Source organism: Pilimelia anulata (assembly GCF_014647895.1).
Taxonomy (GTDB): Bacteria; Actinomycetota; Actinomycetes; order Mycobacteriales; family Micromonosporaceae; genus Pilimelia; species Pilimelia anulata.
The window spans coordinates 326,869-341,426 of sequence record NZ_BMQB01000003.1; the positions used below are offsets into that span (position 1 = coordinate 326,869).

Below are 14,558 nucleotides of genomic sequence, written 5' to 3' on the forward strand. Positions count from 1 at the left end.
CCGGCCGGGGCTAGGCGGTCGGGTCGTCGTCCATGCCGCGCAGGACCAGCGCGACCCGGCGCTCGCCCCCGGCCACCACCCGGACCGGTACGCCCCAGTCCTGCCGGACCAGGTGGCACGCCGCGTGCGCGGCGTCGGCGTCGCAGGTCGCCGCCTGCGCGACCACCTGCAGCACGCCCGCGGTCGCCTCCGGGTTGACCGACAGCTCGCGGTCCAGTTCGGGGCCGACGCCCGCGCCGGCCAGCAGCAGCTCCGGCGGCGAGGCGGTGACCTCGAGCCGGGTCGGCGGGCCGTACGTGTCGTCCAGCTTCTGCCCCGGCGGCGGGGTGAACACGATCCGCAGCGTGACCGCGCCCGACGCCACCTCGGTGGCCGGGCGCTCGGTGCGGTGCCGGGTGGCGAACGCATCCGCCGCCGGTGCCGCCGCCGGGTCGAGCCGGACCAGCCGGTGCGCGGCCGACTCGACGACCAGCACGCCGCCGTCGGCGGCCACGACCAGGTCGCTCGGCTCGGCCAGCCCGGTGGCCACCGTGGACACCGTCGCCGCGGCCGGGTCGTACCGGCGGACCGCACCGTTGTACGTGTCCGCGACCAGCACCGAGCCGTCCGGCAGCGGCGCCGCCCCCAGCGGGTGCTGGAACAGCGCCGCGGCCGCCGGCCCGTCGGCGTGGCCGAAGTCGAACAGGCCCTGGCCGACCGCGGTGTACAGGACGCCGTCCTCGACGTACCGCAGCGCGCTCGTCTCGCTGTCCACGACCCACAGCCGGCGGCCGTCCGCGCTGACGGCCAGGCCGGACGGCTGGGCGAGCCACACATCCGGCAGCGGGCCGTCGCGCAGTGCCTCGACGGTCGTACCCGCGTAGAGGCCGGCCGTGCCGGCCGCCGGGTCGAACCACCAGAGCTGGTGCGTGCCGGCCATCGCCACGACGATCCGGTCGCCGTACGCGGCGGCGTCCCAGGGCGAGGACAGGTCCAGGTCCGCCGCGGGCGCGCCCGCCGGGGTCGGCGCGGCCGAGGAGCCCGAGCGCCACTGCCGGCCCGTACCGGCGACCGTCCACACCGCGCCGTCGGCCAGCCGGACCGCGCGCAGCAGGTGGTTCACGGTGTCGGCGACGAGCAGGTCGTACCCCGCGGCCGCGGCCAGCGCCGGCGGCAGCACGCACAGGCCCTGCGGCTCGCGGAACTCCGCCGCGCCCGCCGGGCCGTCGGCCCGCCCCGGCGCGCCGCTGCCGATGCGCCGGCGCACGGTCTCCGCGTCCGGCGCCAGCTCCACGACCGAGTGCCGGGCCGAGTCGCTGACCAGGTACCCGCCGCCCGGCGCGGATACTGCCTTGCCGGGGAAGCGCAGGGTGGTGTCGGCCGGCGGCGACGGGACGTACGGGCCGTCGCCGCGGACCAGCGTTCCCCGCCGCTCGTGCTCCCCGACCAGCTCGTCGACGAGCCGGGCCAGCCCCTCGGCGTGCCCCTCGCCGGCCATCGACGCGACGAGCCGGCCGGTCGGGTCGATCACGGCGAGCGTCGGCCAGGCGCGGGCGGCGTACCGGCCCCAGGTGATCAGGTCCGGGTCGTCCAGGACGGGGTGGTGCACGGCGTACCGCTCCACCGCCGCCGCGACGGCCGCCGGGTCGCGCTCGTGCTCGAACTTCGGCGAGTGGACGCCGATCACGACCAGCACGTCGGCGTACTTCTGTTCCAGCGGCCGCAGCTCGTCCAGGACGTGCAGGCAGTTGACGCAGCAGAACGTCCAGAAGTCGAGCACCACGATCCGGCCGCGCAGGTCGGCCAGGCTCAACCGGCGGCCGCCGGTGTTGAGCCAGGCGCGGCCGCGCAGCTCCGGCGCCCGGACGGCCGGCGTGGCCACCCCGCTACACCGCCGGCTTCAGGCAGAGCACCAGCGTCGGGCGGCGGCCCTGCATGACCGCGGCCGGCTGGTTCTTGTCCGGGCACTGTGCCTGGTCGTTGGTCCGCTGGACGATCTGGAACGAGCCGGCCTCGCCGCAGCCGGTCGGCTGGGCGTTCTCGCCGACCTGCTTCACGCACTTGCCGACGGCGTACTCGTCCGGCGGGGTCAGCGCCCAGATCGCCACGAACGGCACCACGAGCAGCAGCACGGCCGCGCCGAGCACGGCCAGCAGGACCCGGCCGTTGCGGACCTGCGGCGCCGGCGCGTCGTCCCCGTCCGCGGTCTTCACCGCTCCGGTGGTGGTCGGCGCGGCGGGCTCGGCGGCGACCGCGGTCGGGCCGGTGGGGGCGCCCGTGCGGTCGGCGCCGGCCCGCGTGGTCGGGTGGGCCGCGGTGGGCGGGAGCTGGTCGGCGCGGGCGCCGGGCGGCAGCGCGCCGGCGCGGCCGTTGCCGGCCGGGAAGGCCGCGGCGCCCACCGGGAACGCGCCGGTCGTACCGGGCCCGGTCGGTGCGGGTCCGGCGGTCGCCGGGCCGCCGGTGGCGGACGCCGCGGGTCCAGCGGTGGCGGGGCCGGCCGGGAGCGGGCCGCTCGCGGCGGGGCCGCCGGCCGGCCGGGTACCGGGGACCCGGGGCGCGGTGCCGGTGGTCGGGGCCGGGGTGCCGAGCACGCCGCGGCCGGTCGGGCCGGTGGCGGTCGTGCCGGGCGGGATCGCGCCGTTCACCGGGTTGTCCCGGGTCGGGAACGCGCCGGCCGGGAACGCGCCGGTCGGCTGCCCGAAGTCGGTGGGGCCGGCCGCGGTCCGGGCGCCGGGCCCGGGGCCGCCGGCGGACGCGGGCCCGGCGCCCGACACCGGTCCGGTCGACGCGGGTCCGCCGGCGGGTGTGGCCGCGCCGGGCGCGCGGTCGCCGGGCGGGCGGCCGACCGGCGTGCGATCGGCAGGGGTGCGATCGGCGGGGGTGCGGTCGGCGGGGGTGCGGTCGGCGGCGGGGAAGGCGCCGGCGGCGCCGAAGCCGTCCTCGTCGCGGTTCGCGGTCGGGAACGCGCGCCGCTCCTGCGCGGGGTACGCGCCGGTCGGCCGGTCGGCGCCGCCGAACGCGCTGGTCGCGGGGTCGATGGTGCGCGGCGGGCTCTCCGGGTACCCGCCCCGCGGGTCCGGGTACGCGCCGGGGCGGCCGTCCGCGGAGTAGCCGGCGGACCGGCCCGCCGGGGGGAAGCCGCCCGCCGCCGGGACGCCGTCGGGGGTCCGGGCGCCGGGGAAGGCGGTCCGGCCGGCGGGGAAGGTGCCGCTCGTGTCGGGTGCGTCCGGGTGGGCGCCGGTGGCCGCGCGCGCCGCCGGATGGGCGGGGCGGTCCGCCTCGCGGCGGGTCGGCCGGTCCGTGGCGGACGGGTCGAAGACGTCGGTCCGGGTCGGTTGGTCCGCCGGGAACGCGCCGGGTCCGCCGGCCGGGCCCGCGCCGCGGTCGCCGGCGGGCGGTGCGCCGAAGGAGTCCGGCTCGGCGCGCCGGCCGGCCGGGTCGTGGTCCACCACGGGGGTGCCGCCGGTCACGGCGGCGATGCGGTCGAGGGCGCTGTCGGTACGGCCGAGGGCGCCGGCCGGCGCGCCGGGCGTACCGGGCGCGGGCGGCGCGCCGAAGGCGCCGGGGGACGGGCGCCCGGGCGCGTCGGGGGCCTGCTCGCGCGCGTGGCCGGGCGCCTGCTCGCGCGGGTACCGGTCGGCCGTCGGCGCCCAGCCGCCGGTCGTCGCGGCGCCGGTGAACCGCTCGGTCGGCGGCTCGTCCGCGGCGGGCGCGGTCTCCGGCCAGCTCCGCGGGCCGGTCGGCCAGCCGCCGCTGGTACCGGGGTCGGCGGGCGGCGCCCACGGGTTCGGGGCGCCGGCGGCCCGGCCGTACACCTGGCCGCGCGGCGGGTCGCGCCGGAGCCCGCCGGGCGCGGCGTCGCCGGCCGGCCGGGGGGCGGGCTCGGTCGAGCGGGGGGCAGCCGCGGCAGCGCCCTCGGGCGCCTGCGGTGCGGACTCGGACACCCGCGGTGCGGATTCGGCGCTGGTCAGCCGCCCTTCGGAACCGGCCGGCCGCCCGTCGATGCCGCCGGCCCGCCCGTCGGGGCCGGGCGTACCGGGGAAGTCGGCCGGCCCGGCCGCGCGGCCGTCGGCGGCGTGGCCGGTCACGTCGGGCGCGCCGGTCACCCGCGGGGCGGGCGGGGTCCGGCGGCGGAGCGGGGAGTCGGGGCCGCCGAGCTGCTCGGTCCGGCCGTCGGGGTCGACGTCGTCCGATGTGGACCCGGTAGGGGCGATGGTCGGCTGCTCGGCGCTGAACCAGCCGTTGTCCGGGTGCCGCTGCACCGGCACCCCGGGTACGCCGGTCTCGGCGTTGACCGGGGTGAAGCCGGAGAAGGTGCCGGCGGGCTCGGCGACCGGGCGGCCGGCACCGTACCGGGCGGTCCGCGACTCGGCCGGCCGGCTCGCGCGCGGCCCGTCGGGGCGGGCGGCGGCCGGGTACGCGGCGGGCGTCCGGGGGAAGTTCGTGGTCGGCGAGGTGAGGTAGTCCGACGGCGGGGGCAGCACGCCCGGGGCGTCGCCGTCGCTCAGCGCGGCGGGGGGCGGGCCGATCGGCTCGAAGCTGGAGGTGCGGGTGACAGCCGGGGCGGTGGCCCGGCCGGCGGGGTGGGGCGGCGCGTCGGCGGGCCGCGCGTCCTCGGTGACGTTCCCGGTCTGGTCGACCCGGGCCCGACCAGTGGTCGGATCCTGCGGACTCTCGGACGCCATCTGACCTCCTCCATCGCTGACGGCCGCGATCCACTGGCGGGGATGCCGGGGATTCATGGGGCGACCGTACCCCCGCGACCGCGCGGGGTGGGGGTCACCGAACGGGCCCGTTCGGCCGTCCGCGCCGTACCCGGCGGACCGGTTCCGCGCTGCGCCGCGCCGTGGGGCGGATGACCCCACCGTACCGGGCGTCACCGATCCGTGGAATTCCGGTGTCACCGGCCGGGGGAAACAACGAACCCGGCCGGGGAATCCCCGACCGGGTTCGTCATTCGGAACGGTCCCGGGGCTCGGCGCACCTCTCGGTCGCCCCGGGCCGCGCGGCCGGACCCGCATCACCGCAGGTGGCGGGCGACCAGCGTCTGGATCTCGTGCTGCAGTGCGGGGGTCTTGGCGTTCTCCAGGGCCCGCTCGATGGCGCGGCCGCGGCGGTGCGCCTGCCGGCGGTCCCGGAGTCGAGTGATCATGCTCATGGCGGTTCGTCCTTCCGTGGCGGTCCGAGGGCGGTGGGGTGAGTACCGCTTGTTTCTTCTCCTGTATTGAACACCCCCGGACCCCGCCCGCGCCATCGATTATTAGGTGAGCTGGGACACCCGCCTATCAATCAAAGGTTGGACGATGCTTTCACGATTGTTTCGTGGGTCACTAGCGGCCCCGGCGGCTCACTGGCCCCACCCCGTACGAACCGGGGCGAACCGGCCCGAGCGGAATAGACGAACGGGGCGGGCGGTGACGAGGGTCACCACCCGCCCCGACGGCGGTACGCAGGGTCAGCCCCAGGCGAGGAGCGCCCCCTCGGGGTCGCCGAGGAAGTCGCCGATGTCCCGGAGGAACAGCGAGCCCAGCTCGCCGTCCACGATCCGGTGGTCGAACGACAGCGCCAGCGTGGTCACCTTGCGGATCGCGATCTCGCCCTCGTGCACCCACGGCATGTCGCGGATCGCCCCGAGCGCCAGGATCACCGACTCGCCCGGCGGCAGGATCGGCGTACCGGTGTCGACGCCGAAGACGCCGACGTTGGTGATGGTCATGGTGCCGCCGGTCATGTCCGCGGGCGCCGTCTTGCCGTCCTTCGCCGTGGCGACCAGCCCGTTGAGGGCATCGGCCAGCTCGCGCAGGGACAGCCGGCCGGCGTCCTTGACGTTCGGCACCATCAGGCCGCGCGGCGTGGCCGCCGCGATGCCCAGGTTCACGTACTCCTTCACCACGATCTCGGTGTCGGTGAACGTGGCGTTGACCATCGGGTGCCGGGCCGCCGCCATCAGCATCGCCTTGGCGACGAGCAGCAGCGGCGACACCCGGACGTCGCGCCAGTCGCGCCGGGCCCTGAGCCGGTCCAGCGCGGCCATCGTCCGGGTCACGTCGACCGTGAGGAACTCGGTGACGTGCGGCGCGCTGAACGCCGACGCCACCATGTTCTCCGCGGTCAGCTTGCGCACGCCCTTGACCGGGATCCGCTGCTCGCGGTCCGGCCCGAAGGCCGGCGCCGCCGCGGCCGCCGCGGGCGCGGCCGCCGGGGCCGCGGTCGCGCCGTTCAGCGCGGCCTGTACGTCGTCCCGGGTGATCGAGCCCAGCGGGCCCGAGCCGGCCAGCGCGCGCAGGTCCACGCCGAGGTCCTTGGCGAGCTTGCGGACCGGCGGCTTGGCCAGCACCGTGCCGCCGCCGTTGCGCGCCGCCACGGCCGGTGCCGGCGCGGGGGCCGGTGCCGGGGCGGGCGCCGCGACGGTGCGGGCGACCGGCGCCGCCGCGCCCTTGCGGGCCCGACGCTTGGTCGAGCCGAGCTTCGGACCCGTACCGACCAGCATCGGCCCGCCGGTGTCGACGTCCTCCTGGCCGGTCAGGCCCGGCTCCTGGAAGCCGGTCCCGGCGTACCCCTTGGTGGCGCGCGGCGCCGGACCGGGGTCCGGCGTCGTCGTGCCCGGCTCGCGGAAGCCCTCGCCCGCCGGGGCGGGCGCGGCGTCGACCGGCGCGTCGGGGGTGGCGGGGGCGTCCAGCGCCGGGCCGTCGGGCTGGGTGTCGATCGCGATGATCGACGTACCGACCTCGACGGTCGTGCCCTCCGGGAAGTGGATGGCGTGCACCCGCCCGCCCCACTTCGCCGGGATCTCGACCGCCGCCTTGGCGGTCTCGACCTCGACCATCGGCTGGTTCAGCTCGATCACGTCGCCGACCTTGACGTACCAGGTGAGGATCTCACCCTCGGTCAGCCCCTCGGCGAGGTCCGGCAGTGGGAATTCCTTGATCCGCGACATCAACTCACCATCCGAAGGCGCGGTCGACACCGTCGAGCACGCGGTCGAGGTCCGGCAGGTACTCCTCTTCCAGCCGGGCGGCCGGATAGGGGGTGTCGTAGCCGGTCACCCGCAGCACCGGGGCCTCCAGCGAGTAGAAGCACTCCTCGGTGATCCGGGCCGCCAGCTCGGCGCCGATGCCCAGGTTGCCGGGAGCCTCGTGCACGACGACCGCGCGGCCGGTCCGGCGGACCGACTCGGCGATCGGCGCGAGGTCGATCGGCGACAGCGACCGCAGGTCGATGACCTCCAGGCTGCGGCCGTCCTCGGCCGCGGCGTTCGCGGCGTCCAGGGCCGTGCGGACCATCGGGCCGTACGCGACCAGCGTCGCGTCGGTACCCCGGCGCAGCACCCGGGACGCGTGCAGCGCCGGCGCGGTGGCGACCGTCAGCGACGTGTCCACCTCGCCCTTCTCGTAGTACCGGCGCTTCGGCTCGAAGAACACGATCGGGTCGTCGCTGGCGATCGCCTGCTGGATGCCCCAGTACGCGTCGCTCGGCGTCGCCACCGCGATCACCTTGAGGCCGGCGGTGTGCGCGAAGTACGCCTCCGGCGACTCCGAGTGGTGCTCGACCGCGCCGATGCCGCCGCCGAACGGGATCCGGATCACCATCGGGATGTTCACGTTGCCGCGCGAGCGGTAGTGCATCTTGGCGACCTGGCAGACGATCTGGTCGTACGCCGGGTACACGAACCCGTCGAACTGGATCTCCACCACCGGCCGGTAGCCGCGGATCGCCAGGCCCACGCAGGTGCCGACGATGCCGGCCTCGGCCAGCGGCGAGTCGATCACCCGTTCCTCGCCGAAGTCCTTCTGGAGCCCGTCGGTAATGCGGAAGACGCCGCCCAGCTTGCCGATGTCCTCGCCCATCAGCAGCACCTTGGGGTCGTTCTCCAGCGCCTTGCGCAGGCCGGCGGTGATCGCCTTGCCGATCGTCATGGTCTCGATCGCCATCAGTGGGCACTCCCCTCGAACGAGGCGTGGTAAGCGGTGAACTCCGCCCGCTGGGCGTCGAGCAGCGGCGAGCCGTTCGGGTACACATGCTCGAACATGCTCACCGGCTGCGGGTTGGGCATGTCCAGCACCCGGCCGCGCAGGTCGGTGGCCAGCTCCTGCCCGGCCGCGTCGACCTCGTCGAAGAACGCGTCGTCGGCGAGCTGCTGCTTCTCCAGGAACGTCCGCATCCGCAGGATCGGGTCCTTGGCCCGCCACTCCTCCAGCTCGGCGGACTCGCGGTACCGGGTCGGGTCGTCGGTCGTGGTGTGCGGGCCCATCCGGTACGTGAACGCCTCGATCATGCTCGGGCCGTTGCCGAGCCGGGCGTTGTCCATCGCGTGCCGGGACACCGCGTAGGAGGCCAGCACGTCGTTGCCGTCCACCCGGACGCCGGGGAAGCCGTACCCGCCGGACCGCTGGTACAGCGGCACCCGGGTCTGCTTGATCGTCGGCTCCGAGATGGCGAACTGGTTGTTCTGCACGAAGAAGACGATCGGGGCGTTGAAGACGCTCGCGTACACCATGGACTCGTGCACGTCGCCCTGGCTCGTGGCGCCGTCGCCCATGAACGCCATGACGGCCTCGCCGTCCTCGGTGCCCACCTTGCCGTCGAAGTTGATCCCCATCGCGTAGCCGGTGCCGTGCAGGCTCTGCGCGCCGATGACGATCGTGTACATGTTGAACCGGTACTTCGTCGGGTCCCAGCCGCCCTGGTCGACGCCGCGGAACAGGCTCAGCGGCATGATCGGGTCGATGCCGCGGCAGTACAGGACCCCGTGCTCCCGATACGTCGGGAACGCCATGTCCTGCGGCCGCATCGCGCGGCCGGCGCCGACCTGCGCCGCCTCCTGGCCGGCGAGGCTGGCCCAGATGCTCAGCTCGCCCTGCCGGCACAGCGCGTTGGCCTCGGTGTCCAGCTTGCGGACGACGGCCAGGTCGCGGTACAGGCCGCGGTACTCCTCGTCGGTGAGGTCGACCGAGTACTCCACCCCGTTCGCGCCGGTGGACCGCTCGACGCGCTCGCCGTCGGGGGTGAGCAGTTGAACCATGTCCGGACCGGCCGGGGCCTTTCCGCGGCCGCCGCGCCCGGCTTTCGCCCCGGGCGAGGATCGCAACGCCATCCGTCTCTCCTGTCATGTGCGGCGGCAGCGGGGGTGTCCCGACCGCGCAGGGTGCGCTCGGCGGCCATCGCCGCACGAGAAACGCCGGCCCCTCGGCTCGCGCGCGCGCCCGCGCGCGCGAGTATTGAGAGCCGGCCGAGCCCAGTGGGGTGGGCGCGTACCGGCAGCCGGTGCCGCGCGCGCTGGGTGCACGCGCGCGGCGCCCGGCTGTCGCAGCCGGGCGTGGGGAGCCATGGACGGCGCTGCGAGCAGGCGAAATGCCGGCGTCGCGGACCGTCCGAGCGGCGCTCCGGCGCCCCCTCCCGCGTCCGGGAGCGGGGCCCGCGGAGGGCCTCGTGGCCCCATCCTCGCACTACTACCGGCCTGCGCACACCAGGGCGGTGGCCGGCTGTCAGGTTCCTAACCGATCGACCCAAATGTCCGTTTATTATGGTGCGGTGTCCGCACTCCGGACGCGTACGGACGGTGACCGCGCGACCGCGCGGCGGAGGAGGCCACGCGTGACCGCACCGGCGGGTACCCCCCACCACCCCGGCGCCGGCCTCGCCGGACCGCCCCGGCGGTACGCCCTGCTGGTCGGGCTGCTCGTGGCGCTGGCGTGCGTACCGACGCTGATCGCGGCGACGCTGGGGGCCGCGGCGCTGGACCGGCCGCCGGCGGCCGCTCCGACCCCCTTCATCAGCCGGCCGGCGGAGCCACCGGTGATCATCGTCCCGGCGCCGGCGGGCGGGACGTCCGGGCGCGGCGCGGGGGTGTGGCCGGGCGGGGCGAGCGGTCCGTGGGGGGACGGGTTCGCGCCGGCCGGCGGGGGGCGTGGCCGGGGCGGGGTCGTGGCGGCGGGCGGGGACGCCGGCTGGGGTCGCGGCGGCCGGGTCGTGCCGGCCGGCCGGCCGATCGAGCCTGCCGGCGGTGCCTCCGCGGCCCCGGCCGACAAGCCCGGACCGATGGCCGGGTCCCGCGCCGGATCCCGGCCCGACTCCGGCCCGGGCTCCGACTCCGGCTCGGGGTCCGGCTCCGGGTCCCGGTCCGGCTCGGGGTCCGGCTCCGGGGTTGGGTCGGGGATCGGCTCCGAGCCGCGGCCCGGGTCCGGCGGCATCCCTGCGCCCGGGCCCGCCCCCGCACCCGCCCCGGGGCCGCGGCCGGGTGCGGGCGCGCGTGCGGCGCCCGCCGCCGGAGTGCCCGGTCACGACGGACCGCCGGGAGCCGACGGCAGCGGACCGGCGGCAGTCGGTCGCGACAGTGGGCCGCTCGCGGCCGCCCGCGGCGGTGGATCGCCAACGGCCCGCCGGGGTGCGCCGTCAGCAGCCACCGGACCGGCTCTGCGCGCGACCGCCGCGACCCCGACCGGCGCACTCGGCCGGCGCGCGACGACGACCCGCCCGCCCGGTGCGGGCGCTGACGATGCCGCCCGGGCGGCGGACGCCGCGGCCCTGGCCGCCGTGGTCGACAGCCGCTACGCACCGACGGTCCGGATGCTCACCCCCGACGGCCGCGTCATCAGCCCGCCCCGCCCCGGCGCACCCGCGGAAACCCGCGGCACGGAACCCCGCCCGCACCCCGCCCCGACGGACCTCCCGTGCACCCCGTCAACCCTGGCCCACCGCTCCCTCGACCCCTGCTGAACCACGAGGGCGGCGGGCCCGGCGGGTCAGCGGGGGCGGTCGGCGGAGGCGAGGGCTTCGCGGAGGCCGGCGTACGCGTTCAGGACATCGCGCATCGGGGCCACCACGTACTCGCGGGCCACCTCCGTCACCGCCGCGTCCAGCCGGCGCTCCGCCAGCCGGCGCGCCCGCCGCGCCCCGATCCGGACCAGCGGCCGGGCCAGCAGCGCGCCGAGGACGCCGATCAGCAGCCCGCCGCCCGCCAGGTGCCCCTGCAACGGCAGGTCGCCGATGCGCGCCACCACGAACGGCGGCAGGCCGAGCACCCGCAGGACGTAGTCGACGATCAGCCACGCCACCCCCAGCACCGCGGCGATCGCGCCGAGCCACTGGACGGTGCGGCAGACCCGCCACCAGGTCGGTACCCGGTGCAGGCCGAGGTCCGTCCGGACGATCGCCACGTCCAGGGCGTCCGGCAGCTCGTCCCGGCGGGAGCGGGCGGCGGCGAGCACCGCCGCGGGCCACGGCTCGGGCAGGGCGCCGGCCGTCCGGTCGGCGATCCGGCGGACCGCCAGGCCCGCCGCGGCGAACTGCGCCGCGCTGGGCACCGGCAGCGAGCTGGCCGCCGGGAAGGCCACGCCGCCCGGGCCGAGGCCGGCGCCGTCCGCCGCGCCGCCCGCCAGGCCGGGCAGGCGCAGGCGGCGCAGCGGGTCGCGGCGGAGCAGGCCCAGCCAGCGCAGCGGCGGCCAGCCGGTCGCCGCGCGGCCCCGCCGGGCGTACGAGACACCGGCCGCGTCCGCGGCCACCGCCACCCCGGCGGCGTCGCCGAGCGCGGTGGCGAGGTCCCGGATCGCCGCGCGGTCGACCGCGTCCTCGTCGACGGCGGTGCCCAGGTACGGCCGCAGCCCCGCGACCACGACGTCGACCTCGGCGTGCCAGCGCCGGGTGGCCGCCTGGCGCTGGCCGACGGTGCGCTGGAGCGCCGCCCGCAGGCCGGTCAGGCCGCCCTCGGCGGTGGCGGAGGTGGCGAGTACCGGTACGGCGCCCAGCCCCTCGACGGCGAGCAGCCGCTTGAGGTCGGCGACGACGTCGGCGACCGCGTCGTAGCCGAGCCGGTCGGCCTGGTTGAGCACGACGAGGGTGATGTCCTGGCGGGCGCCGTACTGGCGCAGGTAGCTGGCGTGCAGGGCCTTGTCGGCGTACTTCTGCGGGTCGACCACCCAGATGATCAGGTCGACGAGGCCGAGCAGCCGGTCGACCTCCACCCGGTGCGCGGCGGCGATGGAGTCGAAGTCGGGCAGGTCGAGCAGGACCAGGCCGTGCAGGGCGGCCTCGTCGTCGCCGTCCAGCGCGCTCTCCCGGATGAACCGGTTCCGCGGCGCGACGCCGACCCAGTCGAGCAGGCCGCCGGCGCCGGCGAGCGGGCCCCAGACGCAGGCGTGCGCCGTCCCGGTGGTGGGGCGGCGGACGCCGACCGGGGACAGGTCCAGCCGCGCGATCGCGTTGAACAGGCTGGACTTGCCGCTGCCGGTGGTCCCGGCGAGGGCGACGACGGTGTGCGTACCGGAGAGGGCGAGCCGGGCCCCGGCCCGCTCGACCAGCTCGGCGGCGGGGACGAGCGCGGCGGCGGGCAGCAGCGGTACGGCGAGCGAGCGGAACCGGTCGATCGCGGCGACCCGGCGGGCGAGGTCGTCGGCGCCGGCGGACAGGGGGGTTTGCTGCTCGATCACGTCGCTCACTCGGCCCCCTCCGCGGGCGGCAGCGGGCCGGGTCCGGGGCCGCTGAGGGCCAGCGCCGCGCGCGCCTCCTCGACGGCGCCGGCGGCGGCGCGCAGGGCGGCCGCGCTGTCGGTGACCGGCAACGCCGCCAGCCGCGACTCGAACCGGCCCAGCTCGCCGCGTAGCAGCGCGTCCGCGCGGCCGAGCAGGTCGGCCCGGGCGGTGGCGGCGAGGCCGCGGATGGCCGCGTCGCCGAAGATCGCTTCCAGCAGCTTCTGGCCGGCGACCGCGCTGCCGGCGCCGGCGGCGACCTCGACGCCGGTGGGGATGAACGCGGTCGAGGCGAACACCGCGATCATCACGACGAGGCCGGTGGCGTTGACCGCGTACGCGGCGCCGCGGGCCCGGCTGCGCTTGTCGGCGCCCTCGGCGCGGACGAGGTCGAGCACGCCGCGCTGCCAGTCCCGGATCAACGCGCCGACGCGCGCGTCCAGCTCGGGGTCGGGGCGGTCCAGGCCGGGTTCGATCAGCGCGGCGCCGGCCGGGTGGGCGCGCCAGGCGCCGTACGCCCGCTCGACCGCGTCGGCCGCCGCGCCGCGGAGCAGGTCGGCGAGGCTGGCCTCGAGCGCGCCGCGCAGGTCCTGTTCCGGTACCGGGCGGCCGGTCAGCGCGGCGGTCAGCCGGTCGCGCAGCCGCCCGACCCGGGCCTCGAGGGCGCGCATCAGGTCGCCGGTGCCGACGAACTCCTGCCACCGGGCCAGCACCTCGCCGCGCAGCAGGGTCCCGTCCTGCAGGCCGCGCTCGATGCCGCCGCGGGCGGCGGCCCGGGCGGCGGCCAGCTCGGCGGTGAGCGTACCGGCGGCGGCGCTCTGCGCCTCGGCGGCCGCGGCGAGCGCGGCGAGCTGCGGGCCGAGCGCGGTGACGGCGCCGTCGAGGCTCTGCCGGACGATGGCCGCCCGGCTGGCCCGGTCGGCGGCGAGCGCGGTCAGCCAGCCGCGGACGGGCTCGACCTCGGCCGGGGCGAGCAGGCCGTGGGCGTCGACCTCGGCCTCGCGCAGCACGAACAGCGGCGCCCGGCCGAGCCCGCGCTCGTCGAGCATCTCGCGCAGGTGGGTGGCGACCTCGCCGGCCGCCTCGGGCGGCACCCGGTCGAGGACCAGCGCGGTCGCCGTGGCCCGCTCGACGGCCGTGCGCAGCAGGGCCCAGGGCACGGCGTCGGCGTACCGGGCGGCGGTGGTGACGAACAGCCACAGGTCGGCGGCGGCGAGGAGCTGGGCGGCCAGCGCGCGGTTGCCGTCCTCGACGGAGTCGATGTCGGGGGCGTCGAGCAGGGCCAGCCCGGCCGGTACGGCCTCGGCGGCGACGAGCTGGAGGGTGTGCGGCTCGCTGCTGGCCGACGGGGTGCGGGTGAGGCCGGGCAGCAACTCGCCGCCGCGGAACCAGCCCTCGTCGCCGGGGTGGCAGACGAGGACCGGCGCCCGGGTGGTCGGCCGGAGTACGCCGGCGGCGGTGACGGGCGTGCCGACGAGGCTGTTGACCAGCGTGGACTTGCCCGCGCCGGTGGAGCCGCCGACGACGACGAGCAGCGGGGCGTCGAGCCGGCGCAGCCGGGGCAGCAGGTAGTCGTCGAGCTGGTCGAGCAGCCCGGCGGTGCCGGCCCGGGCCGCGGCGGCGGACGGCAGCTCCAGCGGGTACGTCGTCCCGGCGATGACGGTGCGGAGCCGGTGCAGGGCCTGGTCGAGCGCGAACGTGTCGGGCTCGACCGCGACAGCCCCGACCTCCGGGGCCGGTTCCGGCTCTCGCTCCGGCTCCGGGTCCGGCTCCCGGCCCGGGTCCGGCTCCCGGCCCGGGTCCGGCTCACGGTCGGGACCCGGGTCCGGGTCCGGCTCACGGTCCGGACCCGGGTCCGGGTCCGGGTCCGGGTCCGTGGAGAGTGCGGGTGCGGGCGCCGCCGCGTCCGGTTCGGTCGTGCCCGGTTCGGCGGCGGGCGGTTCGGTGGTTCGCGGCTCGGGCTCGCCCGGTCCGGGGGCCGCCGCCGCGGCGGGCTCGGGCCCCGTCGGAGCAGGCGGGTCGGCCGCCGGCGGCAGGGACGCCCCGGCCGGCGGGGCCTCATCGACGGTGTTCGATGGCGTGGGGGGCGCGGCCGTGGCGTCACCCGGCGACATG

Annotated in this window: 8 protein-coding genes; all 8 read right to left on the bottom strand. The window is 77.8% G+C overall.

Features of this window, described 5'->3' with window-relative positions:
- Nucleotides 1-10: 10 nt before the first annotated feature.
- Nucleotides 11-1,861 carry an NHL domain-containing thioredoxin family protein gene (locus tag IEY94_RS09165; protein WP_189169651.1) on the bottom strand — a complete coding sequence of 617 codons (1,851 nt, stop codon included), beginning with the start codon at nucleotides 1,859-1,861 and terminating at the stop codon, nucleotides 11-13.
- A gap of 4 nt (nucleotides 1,862-1,865) precedes the next feature.
- Entirely contained in the window at nucleotides 1,866-4,664 is a 2,799-nt protein-coding gene (locus IEY94_RS09170) for an LppU/SCO3897 family protein (protein ID WP_189169652.1), read from the bottom strand.
- A 335-nt stretch (nucleotides 4,665-4,999) separates the two neighbouring features.
- Nucleotides 5,000-5,137 carry a hypothetical protein gene (locus IEY94_RS09175; RefSeq protein ID WP_189169653.1) on the bottom strand — a complete coding sequence of 46 codons (138 nt, stop codon included), beginning with the start codon at nucleotides 5,135-5,137 and terminating at the stop codon, nucleotides 5,000-5,002.
- A gap of 297 nt (nucleotides 5,138-5,434) precedes the next feature.
- Entirely contained in the window at nucleotides 5,435-6,916 is a 1,482-nt protein-coding gene (locus IEY94_RS09180) for a dihydrolipoamide acetyltransferase family protein (protein WP_189169654.1), read from the bottom strand.
- Between the two features lie 4 nt (nucleotides 6,917-6,920).
- A complete protein-coding gene (locus tag IEY94_RS09185) occupies nucleotides 6,921-7,910 on the bottom strand; it encodes an alpha-ketoacid dehydrogenase subunit beta (protein ID WP_189169655.1) in 990 nt (329 codons plus the stop codon).
- Entirely contained in the window at nucleotides 7,910-9,073 is a 1,164-nt protein-coding gene (locus IEY94_RS09190) for a thiamine pyrophosphate-dependent dehydrogenase E1 component subunit alpha (protein ID WP_189169656.1), read from the bottom strand. Before IEY94_RS09190 ends, IEY94_RS09185 begins: the two co-directional genes overlap by 1 nt.
- Before the next feature lie 1,648 nt (nucleotides 9,074-10,721).
- Nucleotides 10,722-12,413: a GTPase gene (locus IEY94_RS09195; protein WP_189169657.1), complete on the bottom strand. Its 1,692-nt coding sequence runs from the start codon at nucleotides 12,411-12,413 to the stop codon at nucleotides 10,722-10,724.
- The gene (locus IEY94_RS09200) at nucleotides 12,410-14,557 is read right to left on the bottom strand and encodes a GTPase family protein (RefSeq protein WP_229783495.1); all 2,148 of its coding nucleotides are present in this window, start codon (nucleotides 14,555-14,557) and stop codon (nucleotides 12,410-12,412) included. The genes IEY94_RS09195 and IEY94_RS09200 overlap by 4 nt, the downstream gene beginning before the upstream one ends.
- Between the last annotated feature and the right edge of the window lies 1 nt (nucleotide 14,558).

Coding starts and splice junctions, on each gene's coding strand:
- IEY94_RS09175 (WP_189169653.1), bottom strand. CDS start 5,137: ATGAGCATGATCACTCGACTCCGGGACCGCCGGCAGGCGCACCGCCGC.
- IEY94_RS09180 (WP_189169654.1), bottom strand. CDS start 6,916: ATGTCGCGGATCAAGGAATTCCCACTGCCGGACCTCGCCGAGGGGCTG.
- IEY94_RS09200 (WP_229783495.1), bottom strand. CDS start 14,557: ATGTCGCCGGGTGACGCCACGGCCGCGCCCCCCACGCCATCGAACACC.
- IEY94_RS09190 (WP_189169656.1), bottom strand. CDS start 9,073: ATGGCGTTGCGATCCTCGCCCGGGGCGAAAGCCGGGCGCGGCGGCCGC.
- IEY94_RS09185 (WP_189169655.1), bottom strand. CDS start 7,910: ATGGCGATCGAGACCATGACGATCGGCAAGGCGATCACCGCCGGCCTG.
- IEY94_RS09170 (WP_189169652.1), bottom strand. CDS start 4,664: ATGGCGTCCGAGAGTCCGCAGGATCCGACCACTGGTCGGGCCCGGGTC.